Genomic DNA, 19,886 nt, shown 5'->3' with positions numbered 1-19,886 from the left:
CATTATATATAATTCACCCATTGAAAGGCTTTGATATATAATGATCCGCCCGAGCGTTTATGTCTGATGGATCACGATGCTGGATGACGAGCAGACCTCGAAGACGGAAGTGGCCTATCGCCTGCTCAGGCGCGATATTCTTGCGACCCGGCTGGCGCCTGCCGCGCCGTTGAAGCTGAGCACGCTGCGCAACACCTACGGCATCGGCTGGACGCCGTTGCGCGAGGCGCTGTCGCGGCTGGAGGCGGAACGGCTTGTGACCGCCATCAGCAACCGCGGGTTTGCGGTCGCTCCCGTCTCTCGGGCGGAGCTCGAGGATTTGGCGCGTGCGCGGCTGGTGGTCGAACTGCCCCTGCTGGTGGAATCGATCGAGAAGGGCGACCGTGAGTGGGAAGACGCGGTCGTTGCCGCCCACTATCGTCTCTCACGGTGCGGGTCTGTTCTCGACGATCCATCGGATGATGCGGTCGACGCGTGGTACGAAAAACACGATGCCTTCCATGCGGCGCTGCTCAGTGCCGCGACATCCAGCTGGCTGCTGCGCTTCAATGCAACGATTTCCGACCAATTGCATCGCCATCACCGCTTTCTGGGTCTGGCCCCGACGCTGCGCGCCGCCGCCGGCCGCACGGACGGACACCGGAAGGCCGTGGCGGCCCTGCGCGACGCCGTGGCGATCGAACACCATACCGCCCTGATGGAAGCGGCCCTCGATCGCGACGTCGACCGTGCGAAAACTCTGATGACCGCTCACATCGGCTACACGCTGCGGGTCTATGCCCAGAGAGAACCCCGCGCGGATGCTGCGCAGCCCCGTCCGAAAAGGAAGCGGCGATCGTAGCCGACGACGCAGGGCACTTGGTCTTCGTTTCACCCCGTTGCTGGCAACTGGGCGCAGGCGGCGCTCGCAGCGCCGAACGTTACGCTGAACAAAACGTCAACACATTCATTAAACTTTAAAAGGTTGCGGAACACAACTGGAACAGATAGTGTTTGTTCTGGGTTTGTTTTTTCTGATTCTGGTTTCAGAACCCTTGGGGGCCGCGATGCTGACGCGCAAACAACATGAGCTTCTGATGTTCATCCATGAACGCCTGAAGGAGAGCGGAATCCCGCCGTCCTTCGACGAGATGAAGGAAGCGCTCGACCTCGCCTCCAAGTCCGGCATCCACCGCCTGATCACGGCGCTTGAGGAGCGCGGTTTCATTCGCCGGCTGCCGAACCGGGCGCGCGCGCTGGAAGTGCTGCGGCTGCCCGACTCGATCGCACCAGGCCTCAATGCGGCGAGGAAGTTTTCGCCGAGCGTCATTCAGGGCAGTCTTGGTCAAACCGGCCAAGGGCAAGGCGGCCAAGGACAAGGCGCGTTGGGCCAAGGCGGTCTCGGCCGCCAGATCAAGCCGGGCTCGCCGTCGCGTTCGATGTCGGCCGGCAATGACGATGCCGTTTCCGCGATTTCAATCCCGGTTATGGGACGCATCGCCGCCGGCGTGCCGATCGACGCCATCCAGCATCAGACCCATTCGATCTCGGTGCCGCCCGATATGATCATGGGCGGCGAACACTACGCGCTCGAGGTCAAGGGCGATTCGATGATCGAGGCCGGCATTTTCGATGGCGACACGGTCATCATCCGCAATGCCGACACAGCCAGCCCCGGCGAGATCGTGGTGGCGTTGGTCGACGATGAGGAAGCGACCCTGAAACGCTTCCGCCGCAAGGGCGCCTCGATCGCCCTGGAAGCCGCCAACCCGGCCTACGAGACCCGCATTTTTGGACCGGACAGGGTGAAGGTGCAGGGCAAGCTTGTCGGATTGATCCGGCGCTACTGAGCCGGCTTGGGTTTGTACTTTTCACGCTGGTTGTAAGGCGGCAGGCCGCGCGCTTCGCGGGAGAAGCGGCGTTGCTCGTGCCAGGGGCGATACGGCTTGTCGACGGCGAAGCGGATGGTTGGCGCTGCAGCTGCCGATTGCGGATCGAAGAAGACGGCGGCGCTGCCGTCGCGGGCCAGCTGTTTCTTCGTCACGACCAGCACCAGCGGGTCGCGGCACGGATTGTAGGCGGTGGCGTCATCGATGACGATCAGGCTCGCGAAGGCACAGGCCGGCCGCGCCGTCTTGCGGTCTTTCGCAAGCGCTACAATGGCTCCGGAAGGGTGCCGGGCGATACAGAGATCGCCGGTGCAATAGAAGGGCGAGCCGGGCGGCAGATCGAGCGGATCGAGATCGAACCGCGTATCTGTTGACTCGAAAATCTCAGGTGGGATAATGGTTTCGGCCCGCAGCGCCCGTTTCCAATTGTCCGTGGTGAATTCGTTGGAGCGTTCGCGGTTGAGGGCGAGTTCGCCGCCACCGATCGGCATGGCCACCAGATGCGCATCCTCGGATATGAGCACGTCGGGCGTAAGCACCTGCGGCACCGTCAACAGGCCGGCCAGCGCGAAAGGCACGGCCGCCAACCTGAGCCAGGTGGTGGCCATGGTGGCGATGACGAGGGCGACCGTCACCAGCAGCACCGAGCGGATGGAGATCAGCCCGACGGCGTCGACCGGCGAGCGCTCGGAAATCCAGGCCGATATAGCGATCATCGCCATCAGACCCTTGCCCATCACATAGAGGAACGGCCCGTCGGCGCCGAACGGCATCGCCAGTGCGCTGAGCACGGCAAAAGGCATGACGATCAACGAAACAATCGGCATCACGGCCAGATTGGCGATCAGGCTGAGCGGCGACACACGCTGAAAATGCCAGATGGCGAACAGCAAGGTTGCACTGCCGGCAATGATCGAGGTCATGGCGAGGCCGCCCATGGCCAGCGCGAATTTTCGCGACAGGAAGCCGACGAAGGAGCGCTTTGCCGGCGGCGTTCTCACCTTGTCGGCGCGGTAATCGGCCCAGCCGGCATAGGCGCCGACAAGGGCGGCGGTGGCGGCAAACGACATCTGGAAGCTGGGACCGACCACCTCGTGCGGCGACACCAGGATGACGGCAATGGCGGAGATCGCCAGATTGCGCATGGTGAGTGCGGCGCGATCAAACAGCACGGCGACAAGCATGACCGCCAGCATGATGAAGCTGCGCTCGGCGGCAACCACGACGCCTGAAATGACGAGATAGGCGGCGATGGAGACGAGTGCTGCCACTGCTGCATATTTCTTGACTGGGCGGCGCGAAGAGAAATCGGGAAACAGCGCAAAGGCGCCACGCAGCAACGCCATGATGGTGCCGGCAACCAGCGCCATGTGCAGGCCGGAGATGGAGATGATGTGGTAGATGCCGGTGCGCCGCATCGCTTCGTTGACCTCGTCCGGGATGCCGGCGCGCACCCCGACAATCAACGCCGCGGCAATCTCGCCTTCGGCGCCGCCGATTTTGCCCCTGATATGGTCGGCAATGTTTTCGCGCGCGTTCTCGATTGCCGAGGAGAGCCGCGCGGTCAGCGGCGGCGGTCCCTGCGTAGCAATGGTTTTCGGATTGCCGAGAAAGAAGCCGCTGCCGCCGATACCGGTGAAATAGCTGTCGAAGGAGAAATCGTAGCTCTCCGGCCGCACCGGACCGGTCGGCGGCAACAGCCTGGCATAGCCGGTGATCAGGGAGCCGGCGGTCATATCGGCGGGAACGGTCCGCGCCGAGAGCCTGACCCGCTCCGGGGCGTAGCGCAGCTCGGGGTAAGCGGTCGAAACCACATCGAGCGTCAGCCTGATGCGGCCGCTTTCCATCTGTTCGAGACTGACGACGCGGCCGGTCAGCCGTGTCTGGATCTCGGAGCCGAGCATCTGCGTTCCGGCGCGCCAGGTCTCGACTTTGGCGGCGACGACGCCGAGCGCGCACAGCATCGCGGCCATGCAGAACAGATGCGTCCTCGGCCGAGGTCGCGTGGCGACAGCGCAACATGTCGCCAGCACCACAATGGCGATTGGCTGCGCAAAGCCGGGCTCGCCGGCCAGCGAGAAATAAATGATGACGCCGGCCGCCAGGAAAACCGGCACCAGCAGGAAGGCGACGCCCCGGTCGAGCTCCGTGTTGGCGGCCACGGCAAGGCTGCGGCGGAGCGCGGGCCATGACGGACGGCGAAGCCGTCTGCGCAGACGGGCGATAGATCCGGGCGCTGTGACTTGCGCCGGCAACGCGTGACCGGGCAGCGCAGGCGCGACGCCGGGATGCGGCTCAGGCAGCGCGAGGGGCAGCGGCTCGGCATAGGGACTATCGGCAAACAGCGAGCGTTCGCTGACGCTTGCCTCGGCGCCTTCGCCTTCCTTCGTGCCCCGGCCACGTCCAGCCATCGGGTCTGCCCCTTGCGCCCCAGACCTCCTATGCTACATGAACGCGCAAAGCGCGAAAGTCCGTGCGGTCGCGTCCACCGCGCCGGAATTGACCATCACTCGCCAAGGACGCTCAATCCTCAATCATATCCCGGCCCTCCGCCCTCAGGCGAGCAAGCCCATCGTGCATTGCCTTCAATTGTTCGGGTGTATGACCCTGCCATTCAGCGAGCTCCCCCAGGATGAGCAACGGATCACGGGAGCGGTAGGATTTCGTCGGATTACCGGGAAATTTTTTGTCGGTCAGGTTAGGGTCATCCATAAAAAACCCCGTCGGCTTTACGATGTAAATCCTTTGACGACCGTCACCCGTTGCAAGCTCTGCTCCCCAGATGGCGGCTTCCAGTGTCTGGGTGAAATAGATCCATGACAGTGGTTTACCTCTGAAATTGGAAGGGTGGCCGACGCTCAGCAGATCCCCGGGTTTCAAATCCGCCCGGGTACCATGGTAGAACGGATCACCCTCGGTATGGTCGGCGTTTTCGGTCATCGGTAGTCCTTCTTTCAATCATGCCTCCTTCGTGGCGAGACCGGCCTGCACACAGTTGCGGTGTTCACGATAATGATTGCAGAAAGGTCAATATGCGTGACCAAGCCAACGCTGTCACGGCGGCGTTGTAGTCGGGCAGTGCCGCATCCGTGAAGAAATGTCCGCTCGTCAGAGGGGCTACCACCGTCGCAGCGATGTTCCAGGCACTGTGACGGACGCTGCAGCCGAATGAAACCCAGACATGACGCTGCTGCCAAACGAGGTTGCGCGGAGGGTGCGAACAGATTTTGTGCTACAAGGCTCCAGCGCCAGTTGACGCAACCGATAATTGCCGACGTGCCCCGGCCACGTCCAGCCATCGGGTCTGCCCCTTGCGCCCCAGACCCCCTATGCTACATGAACGCGCAAAGCGCGAAAGTCCGCGCGATCACGCTCCGCTTTCCAAGGTTCCGAGAGTTCCATGTCCGACACGGTCGTCACCCGTTTTGCCCCCTCGCCCACCGGCTATCTGCATATCGGCGGCGCGCGCACGGCGCTGTTCAACTGGCTGTACGCCAAGCACACCGGCGGCACGATGGTGCTGCGCATCGAGGACACCGACCGCGAACGCTTCAACGAGGCGGCGACACAGGCCATTCTGGATGGGCTGACCTGGCTCGGCCTTTCCTGGGACGGTGAGGCCATATCGCAGTTCGAGCGCGCGCCGCGCCACCGTGAGGTGGCCGAGGAGCTGGTGCGCCTGGGCAAGGCCTATTACAGCTACGAGACGCCTGCCGAGCTCGAGGCGATGCGCGAGGCCGCACGCGCCAAGGGTCTGCCGCCGCGCTACAACGGCCAGTGGCGCGATCGTGCCCCCTCGGAGGCGCCTCCCGGCGTCAAGGGCGCCATCCGCATCAAGGCGCCGACCGAGGGCGAAACCGTGGTGCACGACCGTGTGCAGGGCGAGGTGCGCTTCCCCAACAAGGACCTCGACGATTTCATCATTCTGCGCTCGGACGGCAATCCGACCTACATGCATGCCGTCGTCGTCGACGACCATGACATGGGCGTCACCCACATCATCCGTGGCGACGACCATCTGACCAACGCCGCGCGCCAGACGGTGATCTACAACGCCATGCGCTGGGACGTCCCGTCGATGTCGCATATCCCGCTGATCCACGGCGCCGACGGCGCCAAGCTGTCGAAGCGGCACGGCGCACTCGGTGTCGCGGCTTATCGCGCCATGGGCTATCTGCCCGAGGCACTGCTCAACTATCTGGCAAGGCTCGGCTGGAGCCATGGCGACGACGAGATCATGTCGATCAAGGACATGATTTCGTGGTTCGACATCGGCGATGTCAACAAGGGTGCGGCGCGCTTCGACTTCGCCAAGCTCGAGTCGATCAACGGCGCGCATATGCGCAAGATGGCCGATGCCGAGCTGTTCGACATTTTCGTCGCCACTCTGCCATACCTGGAAAGCGGACCGGCTATCGCCGCCCGTCTCGACGACGCCAGGAAGGCGCAGCTGCTGGCTGCCTTGCCGGGCCTGAAAGAGCGCGCCAAGACGCTGGTGGAACTGGCCGATGGCGCGGCCTTTCTGTTCGTCGAGCGGCCGCTGCCGATCGACGAGAAGGCGGCAGCACTGCTCAGTGCCGACGCGCGCGCGATCCTGCGCGGCGCACATGCCGCTTTGCAGACTGTTTCGGGCGATTGGTCGGCTGCCGCGGCTGAGGCCGCGGTGCGCGAGTTCGCAGCGGCCGGCGGCCACAAGCTCGGCGCCGTGGCCCAACCGCTCCGGGCGGCCCTTACCGGCCGTAGCACCTCGCCCGGCGTGTTCGACGTGCTTGCCGTGCTTGGCCGCGAGGAAAGCCTGGCGCGGATTGCGGATCAAATCGATTAGGAGCGAGCTGGCCCAAAAAGATTGGCATTGAAAGGCGGGTTTCGCAGTGCAACATTAGGCCTTGGCCCAATCAGGCACGCACCTCCCAAAATGCGGTGGCGAGTTCGCGCATTCCGGTGATTTCGACGTGTCGTTTGCAGGACTTGCCTTGCCGGCATGAGGAACATGAAGGAGTTTGAGAATGAGCGAAGCTGCGACAAGACTGGAAACCGGCAGCAAGACGACGCACCCGTCGACTGCCACGCTCGAACTGGCCGGCAAGACGCATGAATTCAAGGTGCGAAGCGGGTCGGTCGGGCCCGACGTCATCGACATCGGTGCGCTTTACAACACCACCGGCGCCTTCACCTACGATCCTGGCTTCACTTCGACGGCGAGCTGCGAGTCGGCGATAACCTTCATCGACGGCGATGCCGGCATCCTGCTTCACCGCGGCTATCCCATCGACCAGCTGGCCGAGCATGGCGACTTCCTCGAAGTCTGCTACCTCCTGCTCTACGGCGAACTGCCGACCAAGGCACAGAAGGACGATTTCGACTACCGGGTGACGCGCCACACCATGGTGCACGAGCAGATGTCGCGCTTCTTCACCGGCTTCCGCCGCGACGCGCATCCGATGGCTGTGATGTGCGGCGTGGTCGGCGCGCTGTCGGCCTTCTATCACGACTCCACCGATATTTCGGATCCGTATCAGCGCATGGTCGCCTCGATGCGGCTGATCGCCAAGATGCCGACGATTGCGGCCATGGCCTACAAATACCATATCGGCCAGCCCTTCATTTACCCGAAGAACGAGCTGAACTTCGCCGCCAACTTCCTGCATATGTGCTTTGCGGTGCCGTGCGAGGAATACAAGATCAATCCGGTGCTGGCGCGCGCCATGGAGCGCATCTTCATCCTGCATGCCGACCACGAACAGAACGCCTCGACCTCGACCGTGCGGCTTGCAGGCTCGTCGGGCGCCAATCCGTTCGCCTGCATCGCCGCCGGCATCGCCTGCCTGTGGGGCCCGGCGCATGGCGGCGCCAATGAGGCGGCGCTCAACATGCTGGGCGAGATCGGCCATGTCGACCACATCCCGGAATTCATCGCCCGCGCCAAGGACAAGAACGATCCGTTCCGGCTGATGGGCTTTGGCCATCGCGTCTACAAGAACTACGATCCTCGTGCGAAAATCATGCAGAAGACGGCGCATGAAGTGCTGGGCGAACTCGGCATCAAGGACGATCCGCTGCTCGACATCGCCATGGAGCTGGAAAAGATCGCGCTGACCGATTCCTACTTCATCGAAAAGAAGCTCTATCCGAACGTCGATTTCTATTCCGGCATCACGCTGAAGGCGCTGGGCTTCCCCACCACCATGTTCACCGTGCTGTTCGCGGTCGCGCGCACCGTCGGCTGGATCGCGCAGTGGAAGGAAATGATCGAGGACCCGCACCAGAAGATCGGCCGTCCGCGCCAGCTCTACACCGGCGCGCCGGAACGCGACTACGTGCCGATTGCGAAAAGGTGAAAGAGAGTGAATGGTGAATGGTAAGTAGTGAATAGCAGGTAGTAAGTAGCAGCTTGATTATAGGCGAGAGCGCGTTAATCCTATTCACTATTCACTATTCACTATTCACTAAGGCCTATTCGCTCTCCCGATGTGGCGAAGAACGACATCGGCGGCGATGTGGCCGGAGGGCCTGTCGGTGGCCATGCGTCTGGCAACCTCGCCAAAGCCGTCCTTTTGCCAGGCGCGGTAGGCGGTGTCTGAAAACAGTGCCTCGAGCTGCCGCGCCAGATAGTGCGGCCGCACATACTGGTTGTAGCTTTCCGGCACGACCGGCCGGTCGGCAATAAGGTTGGGCAAAGCAGCGCTCCACACCGTGATCAGGCTCTGCGCCATCAGCATGATCGGATCGAACTTGTAGCAAGAGATCATCGGTACACCCGACAACGCCAGTTCCAGCGACACCGTTCCTGACGCGATCAGCGCCGCATCGGCCTTGCCGAAGGCCTGCCACTTGCGCTCGGGATCGAGGATGACTTCCGGCTCCTGATCCCAGCGCGCCACCGACGTTTTGACCAGTTCGGCGACATGCGGCACCGTCGGCAGCAACAGCCGCAGCCGGTGGCCGCGCGCGCGCAGCGCCGACACCGTCTCGCCGAACGGACCGATGAGCCGGCTCACCTCGCCGCGCCGCGACCCTGGCAGGACGAGCAGCGTCTTGACGTGATCGGCCGAGAGATCGCGTGGCTGGGCTTGCGCCCTGGCCGCGCCCAGCACGCCTGGATCATGCGTGAGGCGATGTCCGACGTAAGTGCCGGGCGGGCCGCCGAGACGGCTGAGCTCCTTTACCTCGAAAGGCAGGATGCACAGTATGTGGTCGACATAGGGCTTCATCGCGGCCGCCCTACCCGGCCGCCACGCCCAGACGCTCGGGCAGACATAATGGACGATCGGGATCGACGGATCGGCGGCGCGGACCTTTTTGGCGACGCGCAGCGAGAAATCGGGGCTGTCGATGGTGATCAGACAGTCGGGTTTTTCGGCGGCGACAGCACTTGCCGTCTGGCTGATCCGCCGCATCAGGCGCGGCAGGTCACGCAGGATGGCGCTGAGCCCCATCAGCGCGATCTCGGCGCCGTCGAACAGCGGCGCCAGTCCGAGCGCCTGCAGATGCCGCCCGCCAGTGCCGACGAGTTGCACCTCGCGCCCGGTCATGCGCTTCAGCGCCTGCACGATGTCGGCGCCCAGCAGGTCGCCGGATTCTTCGCCGGCGACGATGGCAATCTTCAGCGGCTTCTCAGTTGCCATGGACAGACTCCGCAGCCGGCAGGCCGAACACGAACAGGCCGAGCGCATTGGCGCGCGCGAGAACGGCGGGGCCTTCGAGGATGAGCGAACGGCCGGCTTCGACGGCAATGCCGGCGAGCCCCGCGGCATGCGCCGCCTCGACGGTCTGGGGGCCAATAGATGGCAGATCGGCACGCAATTCCTGGCCAGGCTTGGCGCATTTGACCAGGACACCGCGCGTCTTGCCGGCCAGCCTGCCATGGCCGCGCAACTGCTGCGTCCGCTCGAGCAGTCCGTGGGTGCCCTCGACGCCTTCCAGGGCAACAGTGCGGCCACCGATGGCAATTGCCGCCTGACCAATGTCGAGCGCGCCGATGGCCTTTGCCGCCGCGTGTGCCGCCTCGATATCGCGCCAGTCGGACTTTCGCGGCACTGCTTTGGTCAGCGGCCCTTCGGCCGCGACGAGCCGGGGCACGACTTCATGCGCACCGACAACCTTGACGCCCCGTGCCTCCAGGCCGCGGGTCAATATCTTCAACAGCCCGTCATCGCCGCGGGCAAGCGCCATGGCGAGCGAGGGTATAAGTGCCAGTAGCCCAAGGTTCGGACGCATGTCGACCAACCGCGGCCTGCGCCTGATCTCGCCGGCAAGCACAAGATGGGTGATCCGCCGGCGCCTCAGCAACGCAACCAGCGAGCCGATGTCTTCCAGCGCAAGGCTTTCATGCTCATAGATTGTGAGGTCGGACTGACGGTCGGCCTGACCTTCGACCAGGATGATGACGGGCGGATGTCCGGCCTCCGCCAGGCCGGCGGCAACTTCGACCGGCAAGCTACCGCCGCCGGCAATGATGCCGACCCTGGCGTCCGGCGCAAGATCGAGGCCCGTTGAAGTGGCCTCAGCCTTCGTCATCGGCATCGTCGCCGCCACCCTTAAGCGACGGGACGGCAAAATGCCGCTTGCCGCGACTGGTGATGAAATCGATGATTTTCATGGCCGTCGGCGACGACGCAAACTCGGCCTTGGCGAATTCGATGTTCTCGCCGACAGTGCGGGAGCGGTCGAAGATGGTCTTGTAAGCCTTGCGCAGCAGGTAGATTTCGGCGCGCGGCAACCCGGCGCGCTTCAGGCCGATGATGTTGAGTCCACGCAGGCTGGCGCGATTGCCCACCGCAATGGCGTAGGGAATGACATCGCCGACAAAAGCCGAGCAGCCGCCGAGAAAGGCGTTGTCACCAACACGCACGAACTGATGAACGGCGCTGAGGCCGCCGATATAAACGCTGTCACCGACCTCGCAATGGCCGCCCAGGGTCGCGCCATTGGCGAAGGTGGCGTTTTTGCCCACGACGCAATCGTGAGCGATGTGGGCATAGGCAAGGAAATTGCCGTTGTCGCCGACGGTCGTCTCGCCGCGGCTGGAATCGGTGCCGAGATGCATGGTCACGCCTTCGCGGATCGTGCAGTTCTGGCCGATGACCAAAGTGGTGCGGCCGCCCTTGTGCTTGGTGTTCTGCGGCGGTCCGCCCAGTGTCGCCATTGGATAGACCTTGGTCGCGGCGCCAATGGTTGTCGCGCCCAGCACCGAGACATGGCTGACCAGTTCGACGCGGTCACCGATCACGGCGTCAGCGCCGACATAGCAGAAAGGTCCTATGAAGGCGCCTTCGCCGATCTGCGCGCCGGCCTCGATGACGGCCGAGGGGTGGATTGAAGTCTGTATTTTCATGAGCATTTCGAACCGTCAGCCGGTAACCATCATTGCCGAGATCTCGGCTTCGGCGGCCTTTGTGCCCTCCACCATGGCCTCGCAGGCGAATTTGAGCAGGTTGCCGCGCATCTTGATTTTCTTGACGTGGATCTTCAACTGGTCGCCTGGGACGACCGGTTTGCGGAATTTCGCGTTGTCGATGGTCAGGAAATAGACCAGCGACGGCTTTTCCGTGTTGAGGTTACGGATGCAGATCGCGCCGGCGGTCTGCGCCATGGCCTCGACGATGAGCACGCCCGGCATCACCGGCTGGTCCGGGAAATGGCCCTGAAAATGCGGCTCATTGATGGTCACGTTCTTGATGCCGATGGCAGAATCATTGCCGTCGATTTCGATGATGCGGTCGATCATCAGGAAGGGATAGCGATGCGGCAAAAGCTTCATCAACCCCAATATATCGACCGCTTCGAGCGTCGCCGGCACCATCTCAGCTACTTCCCCCTTCGCCCTGCTTGCGCGTCCTGGCGAGCTTCCTCAGCATGGCGATCTCGCGCATGGCTTCCGCCATCGGCTGCGCCGGATAGCCTCCCCAGATCTCGCCCGCCGGCACGTTGCTCATGAACCCGCTTCTTGCAGCAAGCTTGGCCCCTGATCCGATGGTCAAATGATCGGCAAGGCCAACGCCGCCGCCCATGGTGACACCGTCGCCGACGGTGACGGAGCCGGAAATACCAGAGAGCCCGGCAATAATGCAATTGCGGCCGATGCGAACGTTATGGGCGATCTGCACCAGATTGTCGATCTTGGTCCCCTGACCGATGACCGTATCCGACATGGCGCCGCGATCGACGGTCGTGTTCGAGCCGATTTCGACATCGTCCTGAATGATGACGCGGCCGACCTGCGGCACACGCTCAGGGCCTTTGGCGCCGCCGACAAAGCCGAAGCCGTCCTGGCCGATCCTGGCGCCGCCATGAATGATGACGCGGTTGCCGATCAGCGCGTACTGGACGCTGACACCTGGTCCGATATAGCCGTCGCGGCCGATCTGGCATGACGGACCGATAACGGCGTGGGGGGCAATGACCGTTCCGCTGCCGATGGAAGCACGCGGGCCGACGACGGCTCCGGCCTCGATGATCGCGCCTGCCTCGATATGCGCCGTGGTATCGACATGAGCTTGCGGCGAGACCCCGGTTTCGCTGGTCATCGGTCCCGGCGTAGCCGCTGTCGGGAACAGCAGCCGGCCGATCATGGCGAAGGCCTGCTGCGGGCGCGGATGCACCAGAACCGCAATGCCGGCCGGCGCCTTGCCGGCGAACTCGGCGGGACAAAACACGGCCGCCGCTTTCAGCGACTGCATCAGCGCGAAATTGCGCTTGCCGTCGACGAAGACGAGCGCACCCTCGCCGCCTTCGTTGGCTGGCGCCAACGCATCGATCGATATGTGGGCAAGATCGGAATCGACAAGCGATGCGCCGGTCAGATTCGCGACTTCGCCGGCCGTATACCGGCGTGATGGCGCGAAGAACACCGGATCGGTCATTCCAGAAGCAATATCCAGCTAGGTCGGATCAATTCTCTTCCGGACCCCAACGGCCCGGAAGCATCGTTACCGCAAGATCAGAAGCGGCTCGACATGCCGAAGTTGAATTCCTGCACGTCGTCGGTCTTTTCCTTCTTGACGGGCATCGCGTAGTCGATGCGGATCGGGCCGAAGGGCGATGACCACAGCAAGCCGACACCAACCGACGCGCGCAACTCTAGATCAGTTGAAACTTGAGCGACGGAGTCAATCTTGCTGCCATACAGCGTTGCGGCATCAGCAAACACGGCCCCACGCACACCAAAGCTTTCCGGAATGACTGGTATCGGGAACTGAGCTTCCGCCGAAGCATTGAAATAGGTGGTGCCGCCGAGGTGGTCACCCGTTAAAGGATCCGCAGGGCCAATGCCGCCATACTCGAAGCCGCGGATCATGCGGTCGCTGCTCTGGAACTGATCGAAGATACGCAGGCCATTATCGCCATAGCCCGCAATATGGCCAGCACCGCCGGAGATCAGGCCGACCAGATCCAACTGTTCCGACAGGGTCTGGTAGACAGTCCCACGACCGGTAACCTTGACGAATTTGGCATCGCCACCAAGGCCGGCCACTTCCACAGTCGTGGTGGCGTAGATGCCTTCATGCGGGCTCTTCATGTCGTCGATGGTGTTGTAGACCAGCCCAAGGCTGACCGACGACTTGATCCACGGGCTTTCATTAATTCCCTCGACGATCGCCGGAGATATCTTGCAGTCGGCGTCCGGGGTCCCGTCGCCAGGCAGGTTGTTCGGATCGCCCGGGTCGGTAGGATTGTCATCGCAACCGTCGTCGAGCTTGTATTTCTCCTGGGCGATATTGTACGCCAGCTGGGTCGAGATGTTGTCGGTGATCGGCAGACCGAACCGAACTGTCGCGCCCAGCGTCTCGCTGTCATATTTGCTGTAATTCCGGGTCTGCTGGAAGATGTCGAAGCCGGCGGCGATACGGCGCCCGAGGAAATAGGGTTCGGTGAAAGACAGGCTGTAGTCGCGCGAATTCTTGCCGCCACCCGCCGAAACCTTGATGTACTGGCCGCGACCGAGGAAGTTGCGCTCCGCGACCGAACCTTCGACGGACGGACCGGCAGTGTCACCACCGGTCGAATATCCTGCGCCGACCGAGAACTCGCCGGTCGATTTCTCGACCACGTCGACCACGAGCACGACCTGGTCTGGCTCAGAACCCGGGACAGTCGAAACGTCGACTTTCTCAAAGTAATCCAGCTTTTCCAGCCGCTTCTTCGCGCGCTGGATGAGTACCTGGTTGAAGGCGTCGCCTTCACTGACATCGAACTCACGACGAATGACATAGTCGCGCGTGCGGTCGTTGCCGCGGATTTCGATGCGCTCGATATAGGCCTTGGTGCCCTGGTCGATCGTATAGACGACCGAAATGGTGTGGTTCTCGAAGTTGCGATCGCCGCGCGGCGTCACCTGGGCGAAGGCATAGCCCGAACCCGCGACCTTTTCGGTCAGCGCGATGATGGTGTCCTCGACATCCTTGGCGTTGTAGACGTCGCCCTTGTGGGTCTGAACCACCGATTCCAGCGCCTTCGAATCGACTTCGGGAATGGTGCTCTCGACGCTGACGTCGCCGAACGTATAGCGGTCGCCTTCCTGGACGGTGATGGTAACGGTGTACTGGTTGGTCGTGTCATCGAGCTCGCCGACGGCTGAGACCACCTGGAAGTCGGCATAGCCGTGATTGTAATAGAAGCGGCGAAGCGATTCCTGGTCGGCGCGAAGCTTGTCCTCGTCATAGACGTCGTCACGCAGCACGAAGGACAGGAAGCTTGAGCGCTTGGTGGCGATGACGTCGGACAGGCGGCGACTCGAATAGGCGCTGTTGCCGACGAAATTGACTGCGGCGATCTTGGTGCGGCCGCCTTCGTTGATGTTGAAGACCACGTTCACGCGGTTGTCGCCGAGGTCCATGATCTGCGTCGTCACGGCGGCATCGTCGCGGCCAATTCGCTTGTAGGCAGCTTTCACCGCCTCGACATCGGAGTCCAGCGTTGCCTGCGAGAACGTTCCGCGCGGCTTCAACTGCACGGCGATTGCCAGCGCATTGTCCTTGAGCTTCTTGTTGCCCTGGAACAGAACCTGGTTCACGACCTGATATTCGGCAACCTTGACCACCAGCGTCGAACCGACCTGATTGATCTGAACGTCCGAGAACAGCCCGGTACCAAACAGTGCCTTGACCGCATCGTCGATATCGGCGCTGGAAAACGCCTTGCCCGGCTTGATCGTGATGTAGTTGCGGATGGTGTCGGCGTCTACGCGCTGGTTGCCGTTGACCTCGACTCTCGAGACAACGGCTGCTTGCGCCGCAGATGTGGCAACGAACTGCACGGCGAGCGCACCTGGTACAACCAGAGCGGCGGACATAGCCACCGCGGACGCGGCGCTCAAAAATTTGGATGCTGCCTTCATCGGGCTTTTGTACCTTTTCTCGAAGTCCCCACGGCGAGAAAACCGGACGTGCGGTAATTTCTCCTACCGTATTAACCGGATTTTCCCTACACGCAAGGCTTCAGGTTAATTTGTAATTACTTAACCCTGATGCGTGGCTTTCGCGTCACGCATACCCCCGTGCATGGTAAACGGCGTCTCAACATTGCCGGTGCTGAAGCCAAATTTCTTCATGATTTCAGCACCCAAACAGATCGTTCCAGAAGACGAAGCCCATAAATCCCAGCACCAGAAAGAGGCCGGCCCGGTATCCCATTTCCATCATCCGCTCCGATACCGGACGCCGGAAAACGGCTTCGAGTGCGTAGAACAGGAGGTGGCCGCCGTCGAGGGGGGGAATCGGCAAAAGGTTCAGAATTCCGATCCCGACCGACAGTCCGGCGACGAGTTGCACCAGCCACAGGAAGCCAAGCTTTGCCGCCTGCCCCGACATCTTGGCGATCTTGATGGGGCCGCCCAGCTGGCATTTGTCTTCGCGGCCGACAACGAATCGCTGCAGGAACTGGCCGGTGCGCTGAATGACGTGCCCCGTCTCCTCGACCGCGGCGCCGACTGCTCCGACAGGGCTGTAGGTGATCAGCCTGGGCTGGCCGACATCCTTGTTGTTGACGACGCCGATGACGGCCACCTTGACCTTGTTGCCCAGTGCGTCCAGCTGCTCCATCGGCTCCGGCGTCGCGACGACGGTGACCTCCTTGCCGTCGCGCAACATGGTGAAGGTGATGGCGTCGCCGCCGCGGCCTGAGACCAGGCGTTGGACGTCGGCAAAGGTCTCAACCTTGCTGCCGTCGACGGCGACGAATCGGTCGCCTGGCAAAATGCCGGCCCTTTCGGCTGGACTGCCGGCGGTGACCGCCGCCACCATCGGCTCAAACACAGGGCGGCCGTAGAGGGAAAACAGCACGGCAAAGACGGCAATGGTCAAAAGGAAGTTGAACAGCGGTCCGGCCACCACCGTGGCGGCGCGTTTCCAGATGGGTTGCGTGTGGAAGGCGACCTTGCGTTCAGCGTCAGTCAGCGTTTCCAGATCTTCCGAACTCGGCTGGCTCGACGTGGCGCTCATGTCGCCGACGAATTTGACATAACCGCCGAGCGGTATGGCGCAGAGCTTCCAGCGCGTGCCGTGGCTGTCGTTGAAGCCGAGAAGTTCGGGGCCGAAGCCGATCGAAAAGGCCTTCACGCCAATGCCGCACCAGCGGCCGACCAGGTAATGGCCCATTTCGTGAATGAAGACGACCACGGTCAGCACGAACAGAAACGGCACCAGCGTGCCGAGGACAAAGCCTTCCGTGCTGAAAAACGCGTGAAGAATTTCGTTCAAGTCATGCCCTCAAATTCACCCGCGGCGAAAGGTGTCGCCGCGACTGTGACATCAATCCAGGCGAATCCGTGGCGTGCGCCATTTCTTCGCCGTGAAATATCACTCAAGCCGGAAACAGCCCGTGCGCCGGATGATCGGCGCCCGCCGAAATCCAGCCGATCACGTATAGGGCAAAAGCCGCCGCGACAAGCCCGTCCACCCTGTCCATGACACCGCCATGACCGGGTATCAACGCGCTTGAATCCTTGCGGCCGTGGCGGCGCTTGACCCAGGATTCGAAGAGATCACCAGCCTGGGCAACAATCGACAGCACCAGCGCAACCAAGGCGAGGACGCCAAGATTGCCGGCCCCGGTGGCGGCAGCCAGAAGCACGCCGGCGGCCACGCCGCCGACAGCGCCGCCAAGCGCGCCGCTCTGCGTCTTGCCGGGGGATATCGATGGCGCGAGCTTGGGCCCACCGACGGAGCGGCCGACGAAATAGGCAAAGATGTCGGTCGCCCAGACCACGGCGAACAGAAACAGGATTGCGACCAGGCCGGGATGGTCGCCGCCGCGCAGCAGCGCCAGCGATAAGCCGGACAAAGCCGCGTAGGCAAGACCGGCTGCATCCCATTGCGCCGCTCCACGCATACGGGCGCCGATAGCAGCGACCACAACCATGGCCAGGACAAGAGACAGAAGCCACGATGCCGGCACGCCTGCAACCAGGGCGACGACGAAAACCAGAAGCAGCGCTTCGGGAATGAAGCCGAGGGTCGCACCGGCCAAGGGGCGCGACATGCGCGCCCATTCATAGAAGATGACCGCCGATATCCCGGCGCAAAGCAGGCGGAACCACAGCCCTCCCAACCAGGTCAGGCCAAGCGCTATTGCGGCCAGCACCAGCGCCGAGACGATGCGAAGCTGAAGATTGTTCATCCCGCCGCCGATCACGAGGCAGCGACATCTTGAGCGGCAAGCCCGCCAAAACGGCGCTCGCGGCCAGCAAAATCGCGCAATGCGTCGGCCAGGTGTTCGCGGCTGAAGTCAGGCCAGTAGCAAGGCAGAAAAACCAGTTCGCTGTAGGCTGCCTGCCACAGAAGGAAGTTCGACAGCCGAAGCTCGCCGCTGGTGCGGATGACCAGCTCCGGATCGGGAATGCCTGCGGTGTCGAGGGCGCCGGCAAAAGTGTCTGCCGTGATCGCCTCTGCGTCGATCTCGCCGCGCGCCACTGCGGCTGCGAGCTTGCGTGACGTGCGCACGATCTCGTCGCGCCCGCCATAGTTGAAGGCGATGACCAAGGTCAGCGATTCATTGCGCGCAGTCAGCGATTCGGCCTCTTCCAGCAGGCCCCTGATGTCCGGCTGCAGCCCCGCCCTGTCACCGATGATCCTGACGCGCACGCCGTTCTGGTGCAGTTCGGCCAGATCGCGGCGGATGAACAGTTTCAAAAGCCCCATCAGGTCGCTGACTTCGGCCTTGGGCCGCGACCAGTTTTCCGACGAAAAGGCGTAGACGGTCAAGAAGGAAATGCCGAGACCGGGCGCGGCGCGCACCGTCTTGCGCAGCGCTTCGACGCCGGCGCGATGGCCGGCAAGCCGCGGCATGCCGCGCGCCTTGGCCCAGCGTCCGTTTCCATCCATGATGATCGCGACATGCGCGGGCGTTGCCATTGTCTCGCTTTCGGGCCGGTGCGGGCCGACCCTAGACCTGCATGATTTCAGCTTCCTTATCGGAAAGCAGGTGATCGATGGTGCTGATCGTTTCGTCGGTCAGCTTCTGGACCTGGTCGGAGCGCTTGCGCTGGTCGTCCTCGCTGATGTCGCCGTCCTTTTCCGCCTTCTTCAAGAAGTCCATGCCGTCGCGACGGACATGGCGCACCGCAACGCGGGCGTTCTCGGCGTAGCCATGCGAAATCTTGACCAGTTCCTTGCGGCGCTGCTCGTTGAGCTCGGGCAGCGGAATTCTGAGATTGGTGCCGTCGACGATCGGATTGAAGCCGAGATTGGATTCTCTGATGGCACGGTCGACCGCGCCGACCATCGACTTGTCCCATACCGAAACCGAGATCATGCGCGGCTCCGGCACCGACACGTTCGCCACCTGGTTGATGGGCATGGTGGTGCCGTAGGCCTGGACCTGGATGGCGTCGAGCAGATTGCTGGAGGCACGGCCGGTGCGCAGCGAAGCCAGATCGTGCTTGAAGGCGGCGATCGCGCCATCCATGCGCCGCTTGAGGTCGTCGAACTCACCACTCATCTTAGTCTCCTCGACCCGTTTGATCCGGGTTCACTGCTTAGGGCCTATATCCGGACCCTCTTTCGAAAACTGATCCCTTTTTAGGAGAGTATACTCCGGATTATTCGTCGGCGACGATCGTGCAACGGCCGCCGCCCCGCAGAATATCGCCGAAACCACCTTTTTCGTGGATCGAATAGACGATTATCGGGATGTTGTTTTCGCGCGCAAGTGCAATTGCGGCGGTATCCATGATCGAAAGGCCCTTGTTGATGACTTCGGCATGGCTGATGCGCTCGAAGCGGGTCGCATTCGGATCCTTCTTGGGATCGGCCGAATAGACGCCGTCGACCTGGGTGCCCTTGAACAACGCGTCGGCGCCGATCTCGGCGGCGCGCAAGGCCGCGGCCGAATCGGTGGTGAAGAACGGATTGCCGGTGCCGCCGGCGAAAATGACGACCTTGCCCTGGTTCATATAGGCGGTGGCCTGGCGCTGGGAAAAACTCTCGCAAAGTTCGGGCATGGCGATGGCCGACAGCACGACGGCATCGACGCCGATCTTGTTCAGCGAGGTGCGCAGCGCCAGCGAGTTGATGACGGTGGCCAGCATGCCCATGTGGTCGCCGGTGACGCGGTCGCCGCCCTTGGATGCCACCGCCACGCCGCGAAAGATATTGCCGCCGCCAATGACGACGCCGACCTCGATGCCAAGTGCGCGGGCTTCGGCGATGTCGGCGGCGATTCGGTCGACCACCGAGACATCGATGCCGAAATGCTGCTCGCCCATCAACGCTTCGCCCGACGCTTTCAGCAGGACACGTCGATAGAGGGGCTTTGCCGTCATCTGGACCTCGTCATTGTTGCGTGTGGCAGCCTGGGCAGGCCGCCCTCGCGCGGGCGCCGCCGCTGGCGCGATGCCGAGTTCCGATACACGAAGGGGGGGGCGCGGGGACCCGCGGCCCCCCCCCCCCCAACCCCCGCGGCGCGCCCGCGCGCGGGGGGGGGGGGGGTGGGGGCGGGGGGGGGTGTGGGGGGGGGGGGGGGGGGGGGGGGCGGCGGGCGGAGGGGGGGGGGGAGGGGCGGGGGGGGGGGGGGGGGGGGGGG

Annotated in this window: 17 protein-coding genes; 4 read left to right on the top strand and 13 right to left on the bottom strand. The window is 62.9% G+C overall.

The features are described from left to right. Window positions 1–76: 76 nt before the first annotated feature. Entirely contained in the window at window positions 77–841 is a 765-nt protein-coding gene (locus tag NKI06_RS14995) for a GntR family transcriptional regulator (RefSeq protein WP_352811754.1), read from the top strand. Window positions 842–1,046: 205 nt separating this feature from the next. Further along, window positions 1,047–1,829 carry a transcriptional repressor LexA gene (lexA, locus tag NKI06_RS14990; RefSeq protein ID WP_023684703.1) on the top strand — a complete coding sequence of 261 codons (783 nt, stop codon included), beginning with the start codon at window positions 1,047–1,049 and terminating at the stop codon, window positions 1,827–1,829. On the opposite strand, the gene NKI06_RS14985 is transcribed toward lexA, so the two are convergent. Both NKI06_RS14985 and arr read right to left on the bottom strand, forming a co-directional pair. Beyond that, entirely contained in the window at window positions 1,823–4,279 is a 2,457-nt protein-coding gene (locus NKI06_RS14985) for a ComEC/Rec2 family competence protein (RefSeq protein WP_352986004.1), read from the bottom strand. The two genes, lexA and NKI06_RS14985, sit on opposite strands and share 7 nt — an antisense overlap. A gap of 112 nt (window positions 4,280–4,391) precedes the next feature. Beyond that, window positions 4,392–4,808: an NAD(+)--rifampin ADP-ribosyltransferase gene (gene arr / locus NKI06_RS14980; RefSeq protein ID WP_352986002.1), complete on the bottom strand. Its 417-nt coding sequence runs from the start codon at window positions 4,806–4,808 to the stop codon at window positions 4,392–4,394. A gap of 460 nt (window positions 4,809–5,268) precedes the next feature. Here arr and gltX point away from each other — a divergent pair, with 460 nt between their 5' ends. Then, entirely contained in the window at window positions 5,269–6,693 is a 1,425-nt protein-coding gene (gltX, locus tag NKI06_RS14975) for a glutamate--tRNA ligase (protein WP_352985999.1), read from the top strand. 181 nt (window positions 6,694–6,874) lie between these two features. Further along, entirely contained in the window at window positions 6,875–8,206 is a 1,332-nt protein-coding gene (gene gltA / locus NKI06_RS14970; RefSeq protein WP_023671037.1) for a citrate synthase, read from the top strand. A gap of 108 nt (window positions 8,207–8,314) precedes the next feature. Here the strand turns inward: gltA and lpxB are convergent, their stop codons facing one another. The 11 genes from lpxB to pyrH form a co-directional block, all read right to left on the bottom strand. After that, window positions 8,315–9,493: a lipid-A-disaccharide synthase gene (gene lpxB, locus NKI06_RS14965; protein WP_352985997.1), complete on the bottom strand. Its 1,179-nt coding sequence runs from the start codon at window positions 9,491–9,493 to the stop codon at window positions 8,315–8,317. After that, on the bottom strand, window positions 9,483–10,385 hold the full coding sequence (locus tag NKI06_RS14960) for an LpxI family protein (RefSeq protein ID WP_352985995.1): 903 nt from the start codon (window positions 10,383–10,385) through the stop codon (window positions 9,483–9,485). Before NKI06_RS14960 ends, lpxB begins: the two co-directional genes overlap by 11 nt. Then, window positions 10,372–11,202 (bottom strand): acyl-ACP--UDP-N-acetylglucosamine O-acyltransferase, encoded by an 831-nt coding sequence (gene lpxA, locus NKI06_RS14955; RefSeq protein WP_352985994.1) that lies wholly within the window; start codon window positions 11,200–11,202, stop codon window positions 10,372–10,374. The genes NKI06_RS14960 and lpxA overlap by 14 nt, the downstream gene beginning before the upstream one ends. Window positions 11,203–11,217: 15 nt before the next feature. Further along, window positions 11,218–11,670 carry a 3-hydroxyacyl-ACP dehydratase FabZ gene (gene fabZ / locus NKI06_RS14950; RefSeq protein WP_023684696.1) on the bottom strand — a complete coding sequence of 151 codons (453 nt, stop codon included), beginning with the start codon at window positions 11,668–11,670 and terminating at the stop codon, window positions 11,218–11,220. Window position 11,671: 1 nt separating this feature from the next. Then, window positions 11,672–12,730, bottom strand: coding sequence for a UDP-3-O-(3-hydroxymyristoyl)glucosamine N-acyltransferase (gene lpxD / locus NKI06_RS14945; RefSeq protein ID WP_023671032.1), 1,059 nt, complete (start codon window positions 12,728–12,730; stop codon window positions 11,672–11,674). 77 nt (window positions 12,731–12,807) lie between these two features. Then, window positions 12,808–15,204 (bottom strand): outer membrane protein assembly factor BamA, encoded by a 2,397-nt coding sequence (gene bamA / locus NKI06_RS14940; RefSeq protein WP_352985992.1) that lies wholly within the window; start codon window positions 15,202–15,204, stop codon window positions 12,808–12,810. Between the two features lie 217 nt (window positions 15,205–15,421). Beyond that, window positions 15,422–16,564 carry an RIP metalloprotease RseP gene (gene rseP, locus NKI06_RS14935; RefSeq protein WP_023688578.1) on the bottom strand — a complete coding sequence of 381 codons (1,143 nt, stop codon included), beginning with the start codon at window positions 16,562–16,564 and terminating at the stop codon, window positions 15,422–15,424. A 103-nt stretch (window positions 16,565–16,667) separates the two neighbouring features. Beyond that, the gene (locus NKI06_RS14930) at window positions 16,668–17,483 is read right to left on the bottom strand and encodes a phosphatidate cytidylyltransferase (RefSeq protein WP_352985990.1); all 816 of its coding nucleotides are present in this window, start codon (window positions 17,481–17,483) and stop codon (window positions 16,668–16,670) included. An 11-nt stretch (window positions 17,484–17,494) separates the two neighbouring features. Next, complete coding sequence (locus tag NKI06_RS14925) at window positions 17,495–18,217, bottom strand: isoprenyl transferase (protein ID WP_031196581.1); 723 nt, start codon at window positions 18,215–18,217, stop codon at window positions 17,495–17,497. Between the two features lie 31 nt (window positions 18,218–18,248). After that, window positions 18,249–18,803 (bottom strand): ribosome recycling factor, encoded by a 555-nt coding sequence (gene frr, locus NKI06_RS14920; protein ID WP_023671027.1) that lies wholly within the window; start codon window positions 18,801–18,803, stop codon window positions 18,249–18,251. Window positions 18,804–18,903: 100 nt separating this feature from the next. Further along, entirely contained in the window at window positions 18,904–19,626 is a 723-nt protein-coding gene (gene pyrH, locus NKI06_RS14915) for a UMP kinase (protein ID WP_023671026.1), read from the bottom strand. Window positions 19,627–19,886: the final 260 nt, after the last annotated feature.

Source organism: Mesorhizobium sp. M0772 (assembly GCF_040320135.1).
Lineage (GTDB): Bacteria > Pseudomonadota > Alphaproteobacteria > Rhizobiales > Rhizobiaceae > Mesorhizobium.
Note: the sequence above shows the minus strand (reverse complement) of the source record. Positions and strands in the feature narration are given on the sequence as shown.